We start from the raw sequence: 21,270 nt of genomic DNA, 5'->3' as shown, positions 1-21,270 counted from the left end.
AACATCAAATTTGATGTTGCGTCTTTTTATTAGTTTTATTGATCTTGCATCATTTGTTTTACACGTTTCGCTTCTTTTTCACGTGCAGCTTTATTTAATATTTTCTTTCTTAAACGGATACTTTGAGGCGTTACTTCAACCAATTCATCATCATTAATATATTCTAATGCTTCTTCTAACGTTAAAATTCTTGGACGATTCATTGTTTGAGTTTGATCTTTTGTTGCTGAACGTACGTTAGTTTGATGTTTAGCTTTAGTAATATTAACTGTTAAGTCGTTTTCACGGTTATGTTCTCCTACAATCATACCTTCATAAACTTCAGTACCTGGTTCCATGAAGTTTACACCTCTGTCCTCTAGACCAATGATGGCATAGGCTGTTGCTTGTCCTTGATCCATTGAAATTAATGCACCATTACGACGGCCACCAATTTGTGCTTTAACACGAGGTCTAAATTCTTCAAATGTATGATTAATAATGCCATAACCACGTGTCATAGACATAAATTCAGTTGTATATCCAATCATACCACGTGCAGGTACCATAAAGATTAAACGTGTTAATCCATTATCAGTTGTTAACATGTCTAACATTTCACCTTTACGCGCACCAAGCGATTCAATCACTGCTCCAGCATTTTCAGATGGAACTTCACATTGAACACGTTCAAATGGTTCACTTAATACACCATCAATTTCACGTAAAATAACTTGAGGTTTAGAAACTTGAAGTTCAAACCCTTCACGTCTCATATTCTCAATTAAAATAGATAAGTGCAACTCTCCACGGCCAGCTACAATCCACGTATCTGGAGAATCTGTTGGTGTAACTTTTAAAGATACATCTGTTTCAAGTTGTTGATCTAACCGTTCTTGGATTTGACGAGCAGTTACAAAATCACCTTCACGACCAGCAAATGGTGAATTATTTACTTTGAATGTCATTTCAAGTGTAGGTTCATCAATACGCAATACTGGTAACGCTTCTTGATGATCATGTGGTGTAACTGTTTCACCTACGTTGATATCTTCCATTCCTGATACAGCAATTAAATCTCCCGCTTGTGCTTCTTCAATTTCTTCACGTTTTAAACCAAAGAAACCAAAGATTTTTGTTACACGGAAGTTTTTCACTGTACCATCTAATTTAATAAGCGATACATTATCGCCGACACGCATTTTACCTCTAAATACACGACCAATACCAATACGACCAACGTAATCATTATAGTCTAATAATGCTACTTGGAATTGTAGTGGTTCATCACTGTTATCAATTGGAGCAGGCACGTAATCAAGAATTGTTTCATATAAAGACTGCATGTTTTCATCTTGTTTTTCAGGATCAAGACTCGCTGTTCCATTTACAGCTGATGCATAAACAACTGGGAAATCAAGTTGTTCATCATTTGCTTCAAGTTCAATAAATAAATCTAATACTTCATCTACTACCGCTTCTGGTCTAGCAGAAGGTTTATCAATTTTATTAACTACTACAACAGGTTTTAAATTTTGTTCTAATGCTTTTTTTAGTACGAAACGTGTTTGTGGCATCGTACCTTCGTAGGCATCTACAACAAGTACAACACCATCTACCATTTTCATGATACGTTCAACTTCACCACCAAAGTCAGCATGCCCTGGTGTATCTAAGATGTTAATTCTTGTACCTTTATAATTTATCGCAGTATTTTTAGCAAGAATTGTAATACCACGTTCTCTTTCTAAGTCATTAGAGTCCATTGCTCTTTCATCAACATGCTCATTTTCTCTGAAGATTCCAGATTGTTTAAGCAATTCGTCAACTAGTGTTGTTTTACCATGGTCGACGTGAGCAATAATTGCAATATTACGAACATCTTCTCTTCTATTAGTCATTTTATAATATCCTTTCTTGAGTAAATTCCCACTTTTAATTGCAACTTTTTTATTATATCATAATATTAACAAAAGATAACTAAAAGGTGGGGATGGGGATGGAAAAACCAAAATCTAAAGGTATATTCTGGATACTTTCTATTGTAGCAGTTATATTTTTAGTGCTCTTTAGTTTCAGCGTGGGTGCTGGAAGTATTCCAATGATGATTTTAACATTTATTCTTTTCATTGCAACGTTTGGCGCCGGATTTACGCTTAAGAAAAAGTATCGTGAAAACAATTGGCTATAATCAACCATTAAGATATATAAAGCTTGAGATATTTTTGCCTCAAGCTTTTTTTATTGAAATAAGATTTTTTATTTTTTAAAGCGTTGATGTAAATCTATTAAAGTAGTCGTATTAGGTGCTAGATAAATTTCTAATATTTCTTTATGAATATTTGAATTTCCTACTAATACTGAATTCGCACTTGAAATATTTAATGGTTCACCTAATAAGTTACTAGCTACGCCTCCAACTTCATTTAATACAATAAGACCACCAGCAAAGTCCCAAGGCTGTAATCTAGGTGTGATATAAGCAGCCAATTGTCCTTTAGCTACACTTATAATTTCTAAAGCTGCACTACCATATGCTCTACAGCTTCTTGCATCATTTACTATATCTTGAAATATAGGACCCATTTTAGGTTTGGTTACCCAATTTGGGTTGATACCAATTAAGCTTTTCTTTAGGGTGGTAGATTCAATCGTAGATAATGGATGTTTATTTTCAAATGCACCCTCACCTACCTTGGCATGATATAAAACATCTTTCATTACATCATATACAAAGCCAGCGTATGGTTTACCATTTCGATAGATACCAATTGAGATAGCAAAATTTTCTTTTTGATGTACAAAGTTTAATGTGCCATCAATTGGATCCACTACCCATACGACCCCTTCAACATGAGTTAAATCATGACCATGTCCTTCTTCCCCAATAACACGATGTTCTGGATAACTATGGGTAATCGCATCATATATATAATTTTCAGTAGCTTTATCAACATTTGTAACTAAGTCATTCGGATTTGATTTTGTTTCAATATTTAATTCTTCCTTCATCATTATTCTAACTTTATTTCCTGCTTCTAAAACTAAGCCTTTAGCAAAATCATATAGCGACATACTATCATCTCCTGTTGCTTACTATTATACATCAAATCAATTTTATAATTGTTATACATCATTTTATACCTTCATCACTATATATTAAACTCTTATGAATAGTTTATAAGCATAAAAATAGGTCGCCAATAAAAGCAACCTATCAAATCCATGATATAAAAGACTGAAAACATTTAAAATATATGAATAAATATGTACATTCATCTTATAATTATGGAAGATAAATAAATAAAAGATCATTAAGCTAATTTTAAATGTAAAATCGGGTAATCTCTACCTTGATTGTCTTTTTGAGATTCACTATATGCTTTAAAACCATTTTTAATATAAAATTTCAATGCATGTTGGTTATCTTTATTAACATCTACATATTGGATTTTATCTTCTTGAATCAGTGACTGAAGTATGATTGTACCGTAACCTTTATTAAAATGTTTAGGATCTATAAACAACATTTCCAAATTTTCATCATTAATTCCCGAAAAACCAATAACTTCTTTATCATAAAATCATAGATATGCATCTACATATTTTAAATAAGTTAGAAGGTCATTTTTTAATTGCATTCTATCTTCTTCTTTAAAAAAATCATGTGTTTTTACTACAGATTTCTCCCAAATTTTTAGTATTGTATTATAGTCTTTTTTCTTTTACTTTTATTAATCTCATGACACTCTCCTAACCACGAGGGGTAAAATCCTAAAAATTAAATGACTAACATCTAGGTACTGACTCTACCTTATTAGTTTAAATTAACTATCTATATTGTATATTACTATTCTATCATCATCACTTTGAAATATATGCTACAATAAACTCAACATACTATTAAAATAGGAGGAAGATCAATGACACAATACACATTTACACCTAAAGATTTTAAAGCATTTGACGTTGAGGGTTTAGATGAACGAATGGAAGCTTTAAATAAATATATTAGACCTCAATTATATCAGTTAGGCGATTATTTTAGTGAGTATTTCACTTCTCAAACTGGAGAAACATTTTATGCACATGTTGCTAAACATGCGCGTAGAAGTGTTAATCCTCCTATAGATACCTGGGTCGCTTTTGCACCTAATAAACGTGGTTATAAAATGTTACCCCACTTCCAAATTGGCCTTTTTAGGGATCAATTATTTATCATGTATGGAATAATGCATGAAGGAAAAAATAAAGAAGAACGTGTTAAAGTTTTTGACAAACATTTTAATGCATTAAAACAACTTCCAAATGATTATCAAATCAGTTTAAATCACATGAAAAAAGATAAACAATATATCAAAGATTTAAGTGATACTGATTTACATCAAGCTATTGATCGTGTTAAAAATGTGAAAAAAGGAGAATTTTTTATAGCACGTACTTTAGCCCCTAGTGATGAACGATTAAAATCAGATGAAACATTTTTAGCTTTTATTAAAGAAACATTTGATGAATTCTTAAAATTATATGAATAAATACTATTCTTCGGCCTGGGACTTTACTAGAAGTCTCAGGTGTTTTTTATTTTATTGGTAATCACTCACTGTCTTGAAGATCCATCTAAATTCAGTAATATTCTTTTTTACAACATTTTTAGGTTGACCTAAAAATATATTTAGGTTAATATAATTAAAAAGATTTTAGGAGTGTATGAATGAATTATATGAGTGATAAAAAACAACGCAGCTTAGATGAAATTAATAATACAGTAGATTTTAGTAGTCATAAAAGTGCAAGTCAAAAATTTCTAGCTTTTTTAGGTCCAGGATTATTAGTAGCGGTAGGATATATGGACCCAGGTAACTGGATTACATCTATGCAAGGTGGAGCACAATTTGGCTATATCCTTCTTTTTATTATTTTAGTTTCTAGTTTATCTGCAATGCTTTTGCAAAGCATGACAGTGAGATTAGGTATTGCTACAGATATGGATTTAGCACAAATGACACGTTATTATTTAAATCGCCCGTTAGCAATTATATTTTGGATAATAGCAGAACTAGCTATTATCGCTACAGATATTGCTGAAATTATCGGAAGTGCAATAGCTCTAGATTTATTGTTTAATATTCCTTTAATTATAGGTGCACTTATAACTGTTTTAGATGTTTTTCTTTTACTCTTTATTATGAAATTTGGTTTCAGAAAAATCGAAGCGATTGTCGGAACATTAATTTTTACTGTTCTAATTATTTTCTTATTCGAAGTATTTATTTCGTCACCTAAAGTGATTAATATTCTTAACGGTTTTATTCCTCATAAGGATATCGTTACAAATCATAGTGTACTGTATATTGCTTTAGGGATTATTGGTGCTACAATTATGCCTCATAATCTCTATTTACATTCTTCGATTGTACAATCACGTAAATATGATAGAACTAATGAGAACGATAAGGCACAAGCAATAAAATATGCAACAATTGATTCTAATATACAATTAAGCATCGCTTTTATAGTAAATTGCTTGTTACTTATATTAGGTGCTGCACTATTTTATGGTGTTAATGCTGATAAATTAGGAGGATTTTATGATTTATATCATGCCCTTAAAACTCAGCCGCTTCTAGGGTCAGTACTTGGCAGTATCATGAGTACATTATTCGCTATTGCACTACTTGCATCTGGACAAAATTCTACAATCACTGGAACACTCTCAGGTCAAATTGTTATGGAAGGATTTTTAAGATTATCAATTCCAAATTGGTTAAGACGATTAATAACTAGAGGTTTAGCTGTCATTCCTGTTATAATTTGTTTAATTGTATTTAAAGGTAATGAAAATAAAATGGAACAACTTTTAGTACTTTCTCAAGTATTTTTAAGTATCGCTTTACCGTTTTCACTCATTCCTTTACAACTTGCAACAAGCAACAAAAAATTAATGGGCCCTTTTTATAATAAAAACTGGATTAACTTTTGTTCTTGGAGTTTAATTATTATTCTAAGCCTACTTAATGTTTATTTAATTATCGAAACATTTAAAGAATTTTTTGCATAAAATAAAACTATTGTTAAGGTATTGAACATGATATCTTAACAATAGTTTTTCTCTGTATTCTTTTAATTCATTATAACTTCCATAATATCATTGCAAACCACACTATATTAAACTTTCATATCAATGTCATAATATGAATAGTATAGATTTAATTTTTAATATTAATGTAGGTTTTACAAATACTCCAATAGAACTGATTATTGCGATTATATCATTTCAATTATGTATGCATTTTATTTTAATTTATATCTTTCTATTATTACATACTTATCTAATTTTATTTTTATTGACTATAAATAAACTCCCAAGCCATTTAATTCAAATTGCTTGGGAGCTATACGTAAAACTAATAACCTTCAATTATTCTTGATCAACTGAGTGTTTCTCTTTGTTTTCTTCTTTATTTAAAATTTGCTTACGTTCTTCATAATTCATTCGACGTTGATTAACAGCACTTGGCTGATTCTTTCTTTTTTCTTTCATACGTTGATTATAAGCTTTACGTTTTTCTTTTTTCTTAGCACGTAATTCCGCTTTTTCTCTTTTACGTTGTGCTTTTTGTTCTTTCTTATCAATATATGAGTCTGTTTCTACATTATTTTCATTGAATATATTTTCATCATCATCATTAACTTCATTCGGCATACTATTTTTTGATTTATATTTATACTTTCTTTGTCTTGAAAGCACGCCAGAAGTATCATCATCATTTGAAGATTGTTGATATTCACTTGTTACAGCACGTTTAGGATATTGATTATATTTATCTTCCTCAATATCATCATTAAAATCTTGCTCATTATTATTTTGATTAATATGATTATAATCCTCATAATCATGTTCTCTTTCATTATAATAACTTGAAGGTTTACGACGAGTACGACGTTCTGATTTTTTAGTCTTACGAGGTGGTTCTATGTACTCTTCTTCATCATTATATTGAGTAGGTTCTTCTTCATAATAATATCTATCATCATAATCATCTCTTTGATTATAATAAGGGGGATAATCGTAAGTAGAACCATATGCTGGAACAGTTTCTAATTTACTTCTTCTTGCAAACATCATAATCGCTGTAATGAAGAAGAAGATTGGAATAATTAATGTAATAAATAATAACACTAAAGGCAAAGTAATAATGGAAGCAATTAAAAATAATATTCCAGATAAAATTCTAATATTCATAGAAATTAAAGCTAAAAATGAAATTAATAAACAAATGATAAAGTACACGATAATTGCCCAAATTCCATTTTGTAACCATATAACAAATTGAGTCGTATTTAGACTATTGTTAACTAGTATTTGTTGTATTAATTGATTATTATTCATGGAATTTTCAAGATTTTGAATAGATGTATCATTACTGAATGATACGAGTGCAATAAACATTGTAATAACCGTTAATATTAATAAGAAAATCCAACTAATCCAACCTAAAAGTTTCTCAGTTAAACGGCTCACAGGTCGTTTGATTTGTGTGTATCGTTCTCCTGACATTTATTACAACTCCTTAATTGACTTGTCAGATTATTATATCTAATTTATAGGAAAATAACTACTAATTATCACTTATTTTAACGACATTTTAAAATTCAAGAAACTTTCGTTATATTCTCCTAATGTTTTCTCTCCTAAATCTTTATAAACTTCTAAATGTTTTTGTTCTTTTTGAGTTGGATAAAAACGGGGATCGTTTTTTATGTTATTTGGTAATAAATTTCTAGCTGCCTTATTCGGAGTAGCATACCCAACCCATTCTGTATTTTGTTTATTATTTTTGGCATCTAATAAAAAGTTAATAAATTGGTATGCCCCTTCTTTATTTTGAGCAGTTTTAGGAATGACCATATTATCAAACCATAAATTCGAACCTTCTTTAGGAACCACATAATCATAAGTATCTCCGTCTTGAACAAGTGGTGCTGCTACACCACTCCATACTACAGCAATATGGCCTTCATTTTGTTGAAGCATCATAGTAATTTCATCGCCTACTACCCCTCTAACTTGAGGTGTAAGAGATTGTAAGTCTTGTTCTGCTTGCTTAATATGAACAGGATTGGAATCATTTAAACTATAACCCAATTTATTTAAAGCTAACCCTATAATTTCTCTAGCCCCGTCAACAAGTAATATGTCATTTTTGTATTTAGACTGATATAAATCGCTCCAACTATCAAATTGTTCATTAGGATACGCTTTTTTATTGTATAGAATACCTACCGTTCCAAAAAAATAGGGTAGTGAATAGGTATTATGTGGATCATAAGCCATATTCATATAATCAGAATCCAAATTTTTAATATTGGGTATTTTCTGATGATCTAAAGGTTCTAATAAATGTTCTCTTTTTAATTTTTGAACCGTATATTCACTTGGAAATGCAACATCATAATGTGTACCACCATTTTTAATTTTTGCTTCCATAGCTTCATTCGAATCAAACGTTTCATAAACAACTTGTATACCTGTCTCTTTTTCAAATTTCTTTATTAAATCAGGATCAATGTATTCTCCCCAGTTATATACATAGACTTTTTTACCATTTTTTGTATTATCTTGAGAATTAAACCAATGACTTATTCCTAAACATATCAATCCTACTACAATGGCACCGATAATTAACTGAAAAAATTGTTTCATTCTATTGCACCTCTTTTAGCACTTCTACGTTTTAATGTATTTTGAAGTGCATAGTATCCAATAATACCTAGCACAATAGCTAAAAATAAGATTGTTGAAATAGCATTTATTTCCATACTGATACCTTTTCGAGCCATGGCATACACCTCTACTGATAAGACACTAAATCCATTACCTGTCACAAAAAAACTTACAGTAAAATCATCTAGAGAATAGGTAAGTGCCATAAAAAAACCACCAATAATAGCAGGCATTAAGTTTGGTAAAAGTATACGTCCGAGTACTTGAGATTCTGTAGCGCCTAAATCACGAGCTGCATTTAACATATTATGATTCATTTCATATAGCTGTGGTAGCACAAGAATGACTACTATAGGTATACAGAATGCAATATGCGATGCTAATACTGTTCCAAATCCTAGCCCTAATCCAAATATATGTCCTAAAGCTGTGAACATAATTAAAAATGAGGCACCTATGACAACATCAGATGAAACCATTAGTACATTATTTAATGTAAGTAATGTCAATTTAAACTTCTTATTTCGCAAATAATAAATTGATATTGCTCCAAATGTTCCTATAATAGTAGATACTGCTGCGGATAGCAATGCAACTGCTATTGTATTGAATATTACAGACATTAAATGATCATCTTGAAATAAAGCTTGATAATGTTCTAATGTAAAATGTTCAAAATGTACCATATTTCCAGCTGAATTAAACGAATAAAACATTAAGAAAAAAATAGGAAGATATAATACAACAAGTAATATTCCTATATAAAGTTTTCCGTACCATTTCATTTAATTCACCCTCTTCCATTTGTTTCTTTAGATTTAGTAATAATTAAGATAAAGGCCATAAATACAATTAAAAAGATAGCTATTGTCGAACCCATTCCGTAGTTTTGAATAACTAAAAATTGTTCCTCAATAGATGTACCAATATTAATCACTTTATTTCCAGCTATCAGTCTAGTAATCATAAATAATGATAGTGCTGGTATAAATGTGACTTGAACACCTGTCATTATACCTTCTTTAGTCAAAGGAAGTATGATTTTACGAAAAGTAGTAAATGTATTTGCACCTAAATCACTTGAAACTTGTAATAAATTATTAGGAATTGATTTCATGCTATTAAAAATAGGCAAAATCATAAATGGTATATAAATATAACTTGCAACAAGTAAAAACGCACCTGATGTAAACAACAAATTTAGGGGATCAATATGCATTATACCTAACATTTTATTAATCATACCTTCGTGACTTAAAATCCCAATAAAAGCATACGTTTTTAACAATAAATTAATCCATGTTGGTATAATTAATATAAGTAACCAAATATTTTGGAATTTTGAAGATCTAATAAAATAGGCTGCAGGATAACTTATAATTAGTGTAATGATTGTTATAAGTGCCGCATAAAAAATAGAATCCCACATCATTTTTAAATATTTCATTGAAAAGACTTGTCGATAATTGGTAAAACTAAAATGACCATTTATATCGATAAATGAAAAATATACAAGTAATAGCACAGGAATAATAATAAAAATAATCATCCATAATAAATATGGAATGATGAGAAATTTATTTAAATTACGCATGTTCAATATCCTCATAACTTTCAATACGTTTATCAAATTCTTCTTCAGTTTCTCCAGGAACCATAATATGAATAGCTTCCGGTTCAAAAAACAAACCTACCTGACTTCCTATTGTGGTCTTTTTAGTAGATTGAATAACCCATTCATACCCTTTTTCATCAATACAACAAATTTCGTAATGTACACCTCTAAAAAGCATTGAATCGACAGTTGCAGTGAATAAACCTTGTGTCGATTCAACTAAAGAAATATCCTCTGGACGAATCACTACTTCAATTTTTTTCCCAGATGGAATCCGAGCATCAACACATTCAAAATCCTGACCATATATATTCACTACAAAATCTTTAACCATTGTGCCATCAACAATATTAGATTCTCCAATAAAATCAGCCACGAATCGATTCACTGGTTCATCATAAATATCTGTTGGTGTACCAAATTGTTGTATTTCACCATCTTTCATCACAAAAATATAATCACTAAGTGCCAATGCTTCTTCTTGATCATGAGTAACAAAAATAAAAGTGATGCCTAATCTTTTTTGTAACTCACGCAGTTCATATTGCATTTCAGTACGTAATTTTAAATCTAGTGCCGAAAGAGATTCATCTAATAATAAAATTTCAGGTTTATTTACAATAGCTCTGGCAATAGCGACTCTTTGTTTTTGTCCCCCACTCATTTCATCAATATGACGTTGTTCATAACCTGTGAGCTTAACAAGTTTTAATGCTTCTTTAACTTCCTTATCAATCTCTTGTTTAGAAAACTTTTTTAGTCTTAAACCAAAAGCAATATTCTCATATACATTTAAATGAGGAAATAAAGCATAATCTTGAAATACTGTATTTACTTTACGTTTATTTGCAGGTAATTTTTCGATAGACTGATTTTTATAAATAATTTGACCTTCATTAGGTTGTTCAAATCCTGCAATAAGCTTTAAAATCGTAGTTTTACCACAACCTGAGGGACCAAGTAACGTATAAAAATATCCCGATTCAATATCTAAGTTCATATTATTTAATATTGTTGTATCATTAAATTTCTTAGTAACTTTTTTAAAAGATAATAGTGATTCCAATCCATTTCCTCCTTTACAAATATGATGCTGTTGCTACAATTAGAATTTTAACTTCATTTTCTGAATGATTATGTAATTGATGTAATTCATTTGCTCTAAAATAAAGTACATCTCCCTCATAAGCTTGATAGCGCTCCTTACCTAACGTAAGTATTACACATCCCTCTAAACAATAAATAAAGGTATCAGATTCAGAAGGTTCAAAAGATTTGTACGATGATCCAGGCTTAATTGTTAATATAAGAGGTTCCATTTCATATTCATTTGAACTAGGTACAACCCAATTTAAAATATATCCTCTGTCATATTCATCATAAATAGTTCGTTCACTTTTTTTATATAATACTTTCTCTTTCGCTTTTTCTTTAAAAAAATCACTTGGTGTAGTACCTAATACTTCTAATATATTTAAAAATGTTTCCATACTTGGAGACGCATATTCACTTTCAATTTGTGAAATATATCCTTTTGATAAATCAGTTCGTTCCGCTAACTCTTCTTGAGTAAGATTTTTTTGACGTCTTAAATTTTTTAATTTATATCCAATCTGCATAACTAACCACCTAAAAAAGCTGTATATTGTTTACTATTATCAAACATTTTGTTTAATGCTTAATAAAAATAACAAAATACAGCTTTAAATTCAATAGGTATATTAAAAAATTGAGATTGAATTAGCAATCTTAATGTTTACTAAAATTTTCTCGATCAGGATGCTTTTTAACTTCTTGGATTACTTTATAGCTATTATAGCCACTTTTTTCTTCAAATTCTTTAAAAATTTGTTTTTCTTCAGCTTTACTTGGCACAATTTGTTTAAATTTTTTATATTGTTCCATTAACTCAGTACCTATTATAGACTTTTCATAATAGTTTTCGATTTGATTAAAAAATTTAATAACTTCAACCATTTCATCATTAGACCAATCTAAATCGAGTGGATATTGATATTCCATAGTTACCCTCCAAAATATAAACTTATTTCTATAAAAAAAGGTGGAACTAGATTCCTTATAAAAATCATAGTCCCACCGTAAATGGTTATTTCAATTATTTCAATTAAATACGTCGATTTAATTCACAATTATTTCAAAAGGAAATTACATAGTATGGATTGGTAATCCAATAGCTTTTTCAGCAACTTCCATAGTCATTTCACCTAATGTTGGGTGAGCATGAACAGTTAATGCGATATCTTCAGCATTCATGCCTGCTTCGATAGCTAAACCTAATTCAGAAATAATATCAGAAGCACCATTACCTGCTACTTGAGCACCAATAACTGTGTCATCTTCTTTTAATGTAATTAATTTAACGAAACCAGTTGTATCATCTAATGATAAAGCACGTCCGTTAGCAGCATAAGGGAATTTAGATGCTTTGAAATCTAAACCTTCTTCTTTAGCTTGAGCTTCAGTATAGCCAACTTGAGCTAATTCTGGTTCAGTGAAGCATACAGCAGGCATACCAATGTAATCAACTTCTGATGCTTGACCTGAGATTACTTCTGCAGCTACTTTACCTTCATAACTTGCTTTGTGTGCAAGTGGTAAACCAGGTACGATATCACCAATTGCGTAGATGTTTTTAATAGAAGTACGACTTTGTTTGTCTACTTCTAATAATCCACGATCAGCAAATTTAAGACCTAATTCTTCTAAGCCTAATTCGTCTGTATTTGGACGACGACCTACAGTTACTAATACATAATCAGCTTCAATTGTTTTTTCTTCACCTTTAGCTTCGTAAGTAACTTTAACACCGTTTTCAGTTTCTTCAGCGTTTTTAGCCATAGCTTCAGTGATAATTTCAACGCCTTTTTCTTTCATACCTTTTTTAACAGGTTGAACCATTTGTTTTTCGAAACCGCCAAGAATTTCTTTAGCACCTTCTAAAATTGTAACTTCAGAACCGAAGTTAGCAAAGGCAGTACCAAGTTCTGAACCAATATAACCGCCACCGACAACTACTAATTTACCAGGAACTTCTTGTAAGTTTAAAGCGCCTGTTGAATCGATAACGCGTTTACCAAATTCAAAATTAGGAATTTCAATTGGTCTTGAACCAGTTGCAATAATAGCATTTTTGAAGTTATACGTTTGAGCACTTTTCTCATCCATAACACGTAAACTATTTTCATCTACGAAATAAGCTTCACCACGAACGATGTCAACTTTATTACCTTTTAATAAACCTTCAACACCGCCAGTTAATTTATTAACAACTGATTGTTTAAATTCTTGAACTTTATCAAATTTAAGTGATACGCTTTCAGCTATAATTCCTAAATTTTCAGAGTGTTGAGCTTCTACGAAACGATGAGAAGCATGTAATAACGCTTTTGAAGGAATACATCCAACGTTTAAGCACACACCACCTAAGTCACCTTTTTCAACAATAGTAACTTTTTGCCCTAATTGAGCTGCACGAATTGCAGCAACATATCCACCAGGACCTGCTCCGATTACAATAGTATCTGTTTCAATTGGGAAATCTCCAACTACCATGTTTTACCCCTCCATTAATAATAATTCTGGATTATTTAATAAGCGTTTGATATGATTCATAGCATTTTGACCAGTTGCACCATCAATTTGTCTGTGGTCAAAGCTTAATGATAATGCTAATACTGGAGCTGCTACAATTTCACCATCTTTAACAATAGGTTTTTGAGCAATACGTCCAATACCTAAAATAGCTACTTCTGGGTGATTGATAACTGGAGTGAACCATTGTCCACCAGCTGAACCGATGTTACTAATTGTACATGTAGCACCGCTCATTTCTTGAGATGTTAATTTACCATCACGAGCTTTAACAGCTAATTCATTGATTTCATCTGAGATTTGGAAAATAGATTTACGATCTGCATTTTTAACTACAGGTACTAATAAACCTCTTTCAGTATCTGCAGCGATACCGATATTCCAGTAATGTTTGTGTACAATTTCACCAGCTTCTTCATTAAATGATGTATTAAGTGCTGGGTATTTTTTAAGTGCAGAAACAAGCGCTTTAACAACATATGGTAAGAATGTTAATTTAATACCTTGTTCAGCTGCAACTTCTTTGAATTTTTTACGGTGATCCCATAATTCTTGAACATCAATTTCATCCATTAATGTTACGTGTGGAGCAGTGTGTTTTGAGTTAACCATTGCTTTAGCAATTGCTTTACGCATAGCAGGGATTTTTTCTGTAGTTTCAGGGAAGTCTCCTTCAGGTACTGATTGAGTTTGAACTGCAGAAGTATCTTCTGATGTTGAAGCAGCTGCACTTTCATTTGAAGCTGTTGCTGCTTGAGCACCGCCACCATTTAAGTGGTTATCGATGTCTTCTTTAGTAATACGTCCATTTTTACCTGAACCAGAAACTGCTTTAATGTTCACGCCTTTTTCACGTGCATATTTACGTACAGATGGCATTGCTTTAATTCGTCTATTTTCGTCTACTTTTTCATCTTGTGATGTTGAAGCTGCTGGAGTTTCTTCAGTTTTAGCTTCTTCTTTTGCAGGTTCTTCTTCTTTAGATGAAGCATCGTCATCATCATGACCTTTAAATTGCATTTCTTCTGCATCTGGTGCGTCAATTTTAACAATGACATCACCTACAACTGCTACAGTGCCTTCTTCAACTACTACTTCTTCAATTGTACCGCTTACAGGAGATGGGATTTCTACTACAGATTTATCATTTTGAACCTCTGCTAATACGTCATCCTCTTCAATTGTATCTCCGGCTGAAACAAACCACTTAACGATTTCACCTTCGTGGATACCTTCACCAATGTCGGGTAGTCTAAATTCAAATGCCACGTTCTTATCCTCCTAAGATTTAAATATTTATTATTTAAATAAATTTATAACATAGAGGAAGGACAGAATAATATGTCGTGTCTGTTAACACTTTATCATTTTGTCCTACGTCTCTAGTTTACAATTAATTATATATACATAAAATAAATAGAAAATACTTATTTTAAATATATAGATTCATATATAGCTTACTGTTTTGTATATACTATTAGAATTCTAAAGTAGCTTTAGCTTGTTCAATAATATCATTTTTATTTGGTAACCAAACGTTTTCAGCTTGAGTAAATGGATATACAGTATCAGCAGCAGCAACACGTGCAATTGGAGCTTCTAATGAAAGAATAGCACGTTCAGCTAATTCAGCTGCTACAGTAGCACCAACACCAGCTTGACGTTGAGCTTCTTGAACAACTACTGCACGACCAGTTTTTTCAACTGATGCAACTAATGTATCAATATCGATTGGTTGAACTGTACGTAAATCGATAACTTCTACAGAGTAACCTTCTTTTTCAAGTTCTTCTGCAGCTTTTTCAGATTCTTGTACCATTGCACCGTATGCAATTAATGTAATGTCATTACCTTCTTTTTTGACATTTGCTTTACCAATTTCAATTGTATATTCTTCTTCAGGAACTTCTTCACGGAATGAACGATATAATTTCATGTGCTCTAAATATACAACTGGATCGTTTGATCTAATTGATGAAAGTAATAAACCTTTAGCATCATAAGGACCAGATGGAATAACTACTTTAATACCTGGTGATTGAGCTAAAATACCTTCTAAGTTATCTGCGTGTAATTCTGGAGTGTGTACCCCACCACCAAATGGTGTACGAATTGTTACAGGAGCAGTTTTAGAACCACCTGAACGGAAACGCGTACGAGCGATTTGACCAGCAACTTCGTCAAACACTTCAAATACGAATCCTAAGAATTGAATTTCCATTACAGGACGGAAACCTTCTACAGTTAAACCAAGAGCTAAACCACCAATACCAGATTCAGCTAATGGTGTGTCGAATACACGGTCTTCACCGAATTCTTTTTGTAAACCTTCAGTAACACGGAATACACCGCCGTTAACACCAACGTCTTCACCGAAAATTAAAACGTTTTCGTCATTTTGCAATTCAGTTTTAAGCGCATTGTTAATCGCTTGAACCATTGTCATTTGTGCCATGGCTTATTTCGACTCCTTCTCTTTGTAAATTTCATATTGTTCAGCTAAATTTTGAGGCATATCTTCATACATGATATCCATTAAGTCAAGAACAGTTTGTTTTGGAGTATTGTCAGCCTCTTTAATTGCTTTCTTGATGTCGTCTTTAGCACGTTCAATAACTTCGTTTTCTTTCTCTTCGCTCCATAATCCTTTATTTTCTAAGAATTTTCTGAAACGAACTAACGGGTCTTTTTTCTCCCACTCTGCATCTTCATCTGAAGTTCTGTAACGAGTTGGATCATCTCCAGCCATTGTATGTGGACCATAACGATAAGTCATAGTTTCGATTAATGTTGGACCTTCACCATTAATTGCGCGATCACGAGCTTCTTTAGTAGCTTGATATACAGCTAATGCATCCATACCATCAACTTGGATACCAGGGATACCTACTGCAATTGCTTTTTGAGCTAATGTAGTAGCAGCTGTTTGTTTACTACGTGGAGTAGAAATAGCATAGTTATTGTTTTGGATAACAAAGATTGCTGGTGCTTTATAAGCAGAAGCAAAGTTAATACCTTCGTAGAAATCACCTTGTGAAGAACCACCATCACCAGTGTAAGTGATAGCAACTGCTTTTTTACCACGTTTTTTAATACCGAATGCCACACCAGCTGTTTGGATGTATTGTGCACCGATAATGATTTGTGGACTGAATGCGTTTACGCCTTCAGGGAATTGGTTACCTTTAAAGTGACCTCTTGAGAATAAGAAAGCATCAGTTAACGGTAAACCGTGCCAAATAAGTTGTGGTACATCACGGTAACCAGGTAAAATGAAGTCTTCTTTTTCTAAAGCATATTGAGAAGCTAATTGAGATGCTTCTTGTCCTGCTGTTGGAGCATAGAAACCTAAACGACCTTGTCTATTTAAAGAAATAGAACGTTGGTCAAGAATACGTGTCCACACCATTCTTTCCATTAATTCTACTAATTGTTCATCAGTTAAATCAGGTACTAAGTCTTCATTTACGACATTACCATCTACGTCCAAAATTTGAACCATTTCAAATTTCGACTGAGTATCATTTAATACTTTTACTGCATCGAATTGGGCTTGTAACTTAGGAGCCATTCAATTCACCATACCTTTCCCATATAATAGAAATTCATTTTATCCACTCATAGTGTACCACAATTATTTTAGACTGTTAAACATTTTCATAAAGTTCTGTATTACTAAAAAAAGATACAGTCTGAGAAACTGTATCAATGTAACAATTAACACTGTATTAGTGATGTTAAGAGATTAAATGATCGACGTCTTGTTTTTCTTTATTAACTGTATTCATTGCCTTAGCATAAGCCTGGAATTTTTTCTTAAAGTTTTCTTGAGCTTTATTAAGCGCATTGTTTTTTTCGTCTACTTGAGATTGCGTTACTCCATCTTGTTTGACTAATTCAAATAAATCTTTTTCTTTACTTAATACATTTCTATAAGCTTTAGCATAGTCGTCATGTGTTTTATATTTGTTTTTTATAGCATCGTCAAGTTGTTTAACTTCTTTTCTTTTATTATCATTTTTAATATCGTTAATATGAGAATCGCCTTTTTTAAATTGCTTTTCGGAATTTTTTAAAATTGAAACTTCCTTATCAAAGGTTTTTTCTCGTTTATCAATATTATCAAGTACATCGTCAGCTGCTTTACTACGTGTATTAATGTCATTGCTATTTGCTTTTTTATACAAACCTTGTTTCTTTTCTTCAAGTGAATTTAGTTTTTTACTAACCTCATTTATAGATTGTTCTTTATCAAATGCTTTTTGAACATTCTCGTCATAAGCTTTTACCTCTTTTTTATCAGTTGTACAACCAGCTAATAAAAGTGTAGAGGCAGCTGCAACAACTATGGTTTTACGTAATTTCATTAATGTCATTCCTCCTCATAGTGTTTCGATTGTAATATTATATAAAGATAGTTTATAAATCAAATGAAACTATATAATGTACGTAAATGTATATTATCTGTTATATTTTATATTATATAAGGAAGGTGTATAACATGTTAACAATGAAAGATATTATTAGAGATGGACATCCTACGTTACGCGAAAAAGCAAAAGACGTGAATTTACCTCTTTCTGAAGAAGATAAAAATACTTTGCGTGATATGCGTGAATTTTTAATTAATAGTCAAGATGATGAAATTGCTAAAAAATACGGTCTACGCTCTGGAGTAGGTTTAGCTGCACCACAAATTAATATCTCAAAAAAAATGATAGCTGTGTATTTACCCGACGACGGGGAAGGTAAATCTTACGACTATATGTTAGTCAATCCTAAAGTAATTAGTCATAGTGTCCAACACGCTTATTTACCTACTGGTGAGGGGTGTTTAAGCGTAGATGAAAATATACCTGGTTTAGTTCATCGTCATTATAGAACAACAATTAAAGCTTATGATATTGATGGTAATGAAGTTAAATTACGTTTAAAAGGTTATCCAGCAATTGTATTTCAACATGAAATTGATCATTTAAACGGCATTATGTTCTACGATTATATCGATAAAGATCATCCTCTTACTCCATTACCAGACTCAGTTGAAGTTTAATATTCAAGCCTAATGCATTTTTACATTATTGTAATAAATGTGTTAGGCTTTTCTTTTTTTATTCAATTTCCTACTACTTTTACTACATATAAACTGCTTTATTTATTCTGATACATAAGGTAAAATAAAAGTTAACTGAAATCATAGTAAATTACTATCTTTCAAAAATGAACGACATGTATGATTTGCCTTTAAGCACAGTAAAATAAATATTATTTTATATTAAAAATTTAAAATACCTGTTATGTAGCATTCACGTTAGATGTGAAAATAAATAAACATGTATATTTTATTTATTTTCTACTTGTGCTCATAAGACAATAAATAAACATTTATTTAGGAGGAAATATATATCATGGCAGTATTTAAAGTATTTTTTCAACATAATAAAGACGAAGTAATTGTTCGTGAGAACACAAACACAATTTATGTTGAAGGTGAAACTGAAGAACAAGTAAGACGTTATTTAAAAGATCGCAATTATAATATCGAATTTATTACTAAATTAGAGGGCGCACATTTAGAATATGAAAAAGAACATTCTGATCACTTTAATGTGGAGAACGCTCAATAATGAAACAATTACATTCTAATGAAGTAGGTGTATATGCTCTAGGCGGCTTAGGTGAGGTTGGTAAAAACACTTATGCTGTGGAGTATAAAGATGAAATTGTTATCATCGATGCTGGAATTAAGTTCCCTGATGATAATTTATTAGGTATAGACTACGTTATTCCTGATTATACCTACTTAGAACAAAATCAAGATAAAATTGTTGGTTTATTTATTACTCATGGACATGAAGACCATATAGGTGGTGTGCCCTACCTATTAAAGCAAATTAATGTGCCTATTTATGGTGGCCCTTTAGCTTTAGGTTTAATACGCAATAAATTAGAAGAACACAATTTACTGCGTAATGCTAGTTTAAATGAAATTACAGAAGATAGTGTTATAAAATCTAAACATTTTGAAATTTCTTTTTACTTAACTACGCATAGTATCCCAGAAGCATATGGTGTTGTTGTTGACACACCTGAAGGTAAAATTGTCCATACTGGTGACTTCAAATTTGATTTTACACCTGTTGGTGCGCCTGCTAATATCGCCAAAATGGCAGAGCTTGGTAAAGAAGGCGTATTATGCTTGTTATCTGACTCTACGAATGCGCTAGTTCCTGATTTCACATTAAGTGAACGTGAAGTTGGACAAAATGTAGATAAAATTTTCCGTAACTGTAAAGGTCGTATTATTTTCGCAACCTTTGCATCAAACATCTATCGTGTCCAACAAGCGGTGGAAGCAGCAATTAAATATAATCGTAAAATTGTAACTTTTGGCCGTTCAATGGAAAATAATATTAAGATTGGTATGGAGCTTGGTTATATCAAAGCACCTCCCGAAACATTTGTTGAGCCTAACAAAATTAATAATATTCCTAAACACGAGTTACTTATTTTATGCACTGGCTCTCAAGGTGAACCAATGGCTGCACTTTCGCGTATCGCTAATGGTACACACAAACAAATTAAAATTATACCTGATGATACTGTAGTATTCAGTTCTTCTCCTATTCCAGGGAATACTAAAAGCATCAATCGTACAATTAACGCATTATATAAAGCTGGTGCTGATGTTATTCACAGTAAGATTTCTAACATTCATACATCAGGACATGGTTCCCAAGGCGACCAGCAGTTAATGCTTCGTTTAATTCAACCTAAATACTTCTTACCTATTCATGGTGAGTATCGTATGTTAAAAGCTCATGGTCAAACAGGTATTGATTGTGGTGTTAAAGAAGAAAATGTCTTTATTTTTGATATTGGTGATGTCTTAGCTTTAACACACGATTCTGCGCGTAAAGCTGGTCGAATTCCATCTGGTAATGTATTAGTTGATGGAAGTGGCATCGGTGATATTGGTAATGTTGTCATTCGGGATCGTAAATTATTATCTGAAGAAGGATTGGTTATTGTTGTAGTAAGTATTGATTTTAATACAAATAAACTTCTTTCAGGTCCAGATATTATTTCACGTGGTTTTGTTTATATGCGTGAATCTGGCCAATTAATTTATGATGCACAACGAAAAATTAAAACGGATGTTATTTCAAAACTAAATTCAAATGATGATATTCAATGGCATCAAATTAAATCTTCAATCATTGAAACGTTACAGCCATATTTATATGAAAAAACTGCTCGTCGTCCAATGATTTTACCAGTAATTATGAAAGTAAATGAAGAATAAAAGAGGCTGGGACATAATTCCTAACAAAAT

At 31.5% G+C, this 21,270-nt stretch carries 20 protein-coding genes and 1 pseudogene; 6 read left to right on the top strand and 15 right to left on the bottom strand.

From position 1 onward, the window contains the following. Positions 1-35 precede the first annotated feature (35 nt). Positions 36-1,880, bottom strand: a complete 1,845-nt coding sequence (typA, locus tag HMPREF2647_RS10725) for a translational GTPase TypA (RefSeq protein ID WP_017175739.1) — start codon at positions 1,878-1,880, stop codon at positions 36-38. A gap of 98 nt (positions 1,881-1,978) precedes the next feature. Between typA and HMPREF2647_RS10720 the strand changes: the two genes are divergently transcribed. After that, entirely contained in the window at positions 1,979-2,170 is a 192-nt protein-coding gene (locus tag HMPREF2647_RS10720) for a DUF5325 family protein (protein ID WP_002448174.1), read from the top strand. Positions 2,171-2,238: 68 nt separating this feature from the next. On the opposite strand, the gene HMPREF2647_RS10715 is transcribed toward HMPREF2647_RS10720, so the two are convergent. Both HMPREF2647_RS10715 and HMPREF2647_RS10710 read right to left on the bottom strand, forming a co-directional pair. Further along, a complete protein-coding gene (locus tag HMPREF2647_RS10715; RefSeq protein ID WP_019835367.1) occupies positions 2,239-3,054 on the bottom strand; it encodes an inositol monophosphatase family protein in 816 nt (271 codons plus the stop codon). A 239-nt stretch (positions 3,055-3,293) separates the two neighbouring features. Beyond that, positions 3,294-3,548: pseudogene (locus tag HMPREF2647_RS10710) on the bottom strand (GNAT family N-acetyltransferase); the annotation flags it as partial. 354 nt (positions 3,549-3,902) lie between these two features. On the opposite strand from HMPREF2647_RS10710, the gene HMPREF2647_RS10705 reads away from it, so the two are divergent. Beyond that, positions 3,903-4,514 carry a YktB family protein gene (locus HMPREF2647_RS10705; RefSeq protein ID WP_070860097.1) on the top strand — a complete coding sequence of 204 codons (612 nt, stop codon included), beginning with the start codon at positions 3,903-3,905 and terminating at the stop codon, positions 4,512-4,514. A 179-nt stretch (positions 4,515-4,693) separates the two neighbouring features. Continuing rightward, complete coding sequence (locus tag HMPREF2647_RS10700; RefSeq protein ID WP_070860095.1) at positions 4,694-6,040, top strand: Nramp family divalent metal transporter; 1,347 nt, start codon at positions 4,694-4,696, stop codon at positions 6,038-6,040. Between the two features lie 360 nt (positions 6,041-6,400). On the opposite strand, the gene auxB is transcribed toward HMPREF2647_RS10700, so the two are convergent. The 12 genes from auxB to HMPREF2647_RS10640 form a co-directional block, all read right to left on the bottom strand. After that, positions 6,401-7,540 (bottom strand): lipoteichoic acid stability factor AuxB, encoded by a 1,140-nt coding sequence (gene auxB / locus HMPREF2647_RS10695; RefSeq protein WP_048681283.1) that lies wholly within the window; start codon positions 7,538-7,540, stop codon positions 6,401-6,403. A 72-nt stretch (positions 7,541-7,612) separates the two neighbouring features. Beyond that, positions 7,613-8,686: an ABC transporter substrate-binding protein gene (locus HMPREF2647_RS10690; RefSeq protein WP_049379544.1), complete on the bottom strand. Its 1,074-nt coding sequence runs from the start codon at positions 8,684-8,686 to the stop codon at positions 7,613-7,615. Beyond that, positions 8,683-9,492: an ABC transporter permease gene (locus HMPREF2647_RS10685; protein ID WP_017175744.1), complete on the bottom strand. Its 810-nt coding sequence runs from the start codon at positions 9,490-9,492 to the stop codon at positions 8,683-8,685. Before HMPREF2647_RS10685 ends, HMPREF2647_RS10690 begins: the two co-directional genes overlap by 4 nt. Positions 9,493-9,497: 5 nt before the next feature. Beyond that, entirely contained in the window at positions 9,498-10,301 is an 804-nt protein-coding gene (locus HMPREF2647_RS10680) for an ABC transporter permease (protein WP_049379545.1), read from the bottom strand. Then, positions 10,294-11,388: an ABC transporter ATP-binding protein gene (locus tag HMPREF2647_RS10675; protein WP_017175746.1), complete on the bottom strand. Its 1,095-nt coding sequence runs from the start codon at positions 11,386-11,388 to the stop codon at positions 10,294-10,296. Before HMPREF2647_RS10675 ends, HMPREF2647_RS10680 begins: the two co-directional genes overlap by 8 nt. A 13-nt stretch (positions 11,389-11,401) precedes the next feature. Then, a complete protein-coding gene (locus tag HMPREF2647_RS10670) occupies positions 11,402-11,941 on the bottom strand; it encodes a helix-turn-helix domain-containing protein (protein ID WP_017175747.1) in 540 nt (179 codons plus the stop codon). Between the two features lie 130 nt (positions 11,942-12,071). Beyond that, the gene (locus tag HMPREF2647_RS10665) at positions 12,072-12,344 is read right to left on the bottom strand and encodes a UPF0223 family protein (protein ID WP_048762325.1); all 273 of its coding nucleotides are present in this window, start codon (positions 12,342-12,344) and stop codon (positions 12,072-12,074) included. A gap of 144 nt (positions 12,345-12,488) precedes the next feature. Beyond that, entirely contained in the window at positions 12,489-13,895 is a 1,407-nt protein-coding gene (gene lpdA, locus HMPREF2647_RS10660; protein WP_002455496.1) for a dihydrolipoyl dehydrogenase, read from the bottom strand. Positions 13,896-13,898: 3 nt separating this feature from the next. After that, on the bottom strand, positions 13,899-15,203 hold the full coding sequence (locus HMPREF2647_RS10655; RefSeq protein WP_048762323.1) for a dihydrolipoamide acetyltransferase family protein: 1,305 nt from the start codon (positions 15,201-15,203) through the stop codon (positions 13,899-13,901). Between the two features lie 208 nt (positions 15,204-15,411). After that, positions 15,412-16,389, bottom strand: a complete 978-nt coding sequence (locus HMPREF2647_RS10650) for an alpha-ketoacid dehydrogenase subunit beta (protein ID WP_002448131.1) — start codon at positions 16,387-16,389, stop codon at positions 15,412-15,414. A gap of 3 nt (positions 16,390-16,392) precedes the next feature. Then, complete coding sequence (gene pdhA, locus HMPREF2647_RS10645; RefSeq protein WP_002448048.1) at positions 16,393-17,505, bottom strand: pyruvate dehydrogenase (acetyl-transferring) E1 component subunit alpha; 1,113 nt, start codon at positions 17,503-17,505, stop codon at positions 16,393-16,395. 166 nt (positions 17,506-17,671) lie between these two features. Continuing rightward, the gene (locus tag HMPREF2647_RS10640) at positions 17,672-18,301 is read right to left on the bottom strand and encodes a YkyA family protein (protein ID WP_049379546.1); all 630 of its coding nucleotides are present in this window, start codon (positions 18,299-18,301) and stop codon (positions 17,672-17,674) included. Positions 18,302-18,435: 134 nt separating this feature from the next. Between HMPREF2647_RS10640 and def the strand changes: the two genes are divergently transcribed. The 3 genes from def to rnjA all read left to right on the top strand — a co-directional run bounded on the left by def (position 18,436) and on the right by rnjA (position 21,240). Next, a complete protein-coding gene (gene def, locus HMPREF2647_RS10635) occupies positions 18,436-18,987 on the top strand; it encodes a peptide deformylase (protein WP_002448106.1) in 552 nt (183 codons plus the stop codon). Positions 18,988-19,342: 355 nt separating this feature from the next. After that, entirely contained in the window at positions 19,343-19,561 is a 219-nt protein-coding gene (locus tag HMPREF2647_RS10630; RefSeq protein ID WP_002448185.1) for a DNA-dependent RNA polymerase subunit epsilon, read from the top strand. Then, complete coding sequence (gene rnjA / locus HMPREF2647_RS10625) at positions 19,561-21,240, top strand: ribonuclease J1 (RefSeq protein WP_002448244.1); 1,680 nt, start codon at positions 19,561-19,563, stop codon at positions 21,238-21,240. The genes HMPREF2647_RS10630 and rnjA overlap by 1 nt, the downstream gene beginning before the upstream one ends. Positions 21,241-21,270 lie beyond the last annotated feature (30 nt).

Source organism: Staphylococcus sp. HMSC035D11 (genome assembly GCF_001836075.1).
Taxonomy (GTDB): Bacteria; Bacillota; Bacilli; order Staphylococcales; family Staphylococcaceae; genus Staphylococcus; species Staphylococcus hominis.
This window is presented reverse-complemented; position numbering and strand designations above follow the sequence as displayed.

What these genes read in the sequence shown, in the direction of transcription:
- HMPREF2647_RS10680 (WP_049379545.1), bottom strand. Translation starts at nt 10,301, where the DNA reads ATGCGTAATTTAAATAAATTTCTCATCATTCCATATTTATTATGGATG.
- def (WP_002448106.1), top strand. Translation starts at nt 18,436, where the DNA reads ATGTTAACAATGAAAGATATTATTAGAGATGGACATCCTACGTTACGC.
- HMPREF2647_RS10720 (WP_002448174.1), top strand. Translation starts at nt 1,979, where the DNA reads ATGGAAAAACCAAAATCTAAAGGTATATTCTGGATACTTTCTATTGTA.
- HMPREF2647_RS10715 (WP_019835367.1), bottom strand. Translation starts at nt 3,054, where the DNA reads ATGTCGCTATATGATTTTGCTAAAGGCTTAGTTTTAGAAGCAGGAAAT.
- HMPREF2647_RS10670 (WP_017175747.1), bottom strand. Translation starts at nt 11,941, where the DNA reads ATGCAGATTGGATATAAATTAAAAAATTTAAGACGTCAAAAAAATCTT.
- lpdA (WP_002455496.1), bottom strand. Translation starts at nt 13,895, where the DNA reads ATGGTAGTTGGAGATTTCCCAATTGAAACAGATACTATTGTAATCGGA.
- HMPREF2647_RS10640 (WP_049379546.1), bottom strand. Translation starts at nt 18,301, where the DNA reads ATGAAATTACGTAAAACCATAGTTGTTGCAGCTGCCTCTACACTTTTA.
- HMPREF2647_RS10630 (WP_002448185.1), top strand. Translation starts at nt 19,343, where the DNA reads ATGGCAGTATTTAAAGTATTTTTTCAACATAATAAAGACGAAGTAATT.
- HMPREF2647_RS10700 (WP_070860095.1), top strand. Translation starts at nt 4,694, where the DNA reads ATGAATTATATGAGTGATAAAAAACAACGCAGCTTAGATGAAATTAAT.
- rnjA (WP_002448244.1), top strand. Translation starts at nt 19,561, where the DNA reads ATGAAACAATTACATTCTAATGAAGTAGGTGTATATGCTCTAGGCGGC.
- HMPREF2647_RS10650 (WP_002448131.1), bottom strand. Translation starts at nt 16,389, where the DNA reads ATGGCACAAATGACAATGGTTCAAGCGATTAACAATGCGCTTAAAACT.
- typA (WP_017175739.1), bottom strand. Translation starts at nt 1,880, where the DNA reads ATGACTAATAGAAGAGAAGATGTTCGTAATATTGCAATTATTGCTCAC.
- HMPREF2647_RS10685 (WP_017175744.1), bottom strand. Translation starts at nt 9,492, where the DNA reads ATGAAATGGTACGGAAAACTTTATATAGGAATATTACTTGTTGTATTA.
- HMPREF2647_RS10665 (WP_048762325.1), bottom strand. Translation starts at nt 12,344, where the DNA reads ATGGAATATCAATATCCACTCGATTTAGATTGGTCTAATGATGAAATG.
- HMPREF2647_RS10690 (WP_049379544.1), bottom strand. Translation starts at nt 8,686, where the DNA reads ATGAAACAATTTTTTCAGTTAATTATCGGTGCCATTGTAGTAGGATTG.
- auxB (WP_048681283.1), bottom strand. Translation starts at nt 7,540, where the DNA reads ATGTCAGGAGAACGATACACACAAATCAAACGACCTGTGAGCCGTTTA.
- HMPREF2647_RS10705 (WP_070860097.1), top strand. Translation starts at nt 3,903, where the DNA reads ATGACACAATACACATTTACACCTAAAGATTTTAAAGCATTTGACGTT.
- pdhA (WP_002448048.1), bottom strand. Translation starts at nt 17,505, where the DNA reads ATGGCTCCTAAGTTACAAGCCCAATTCGATGCAGTAAAAGTATTAAAT.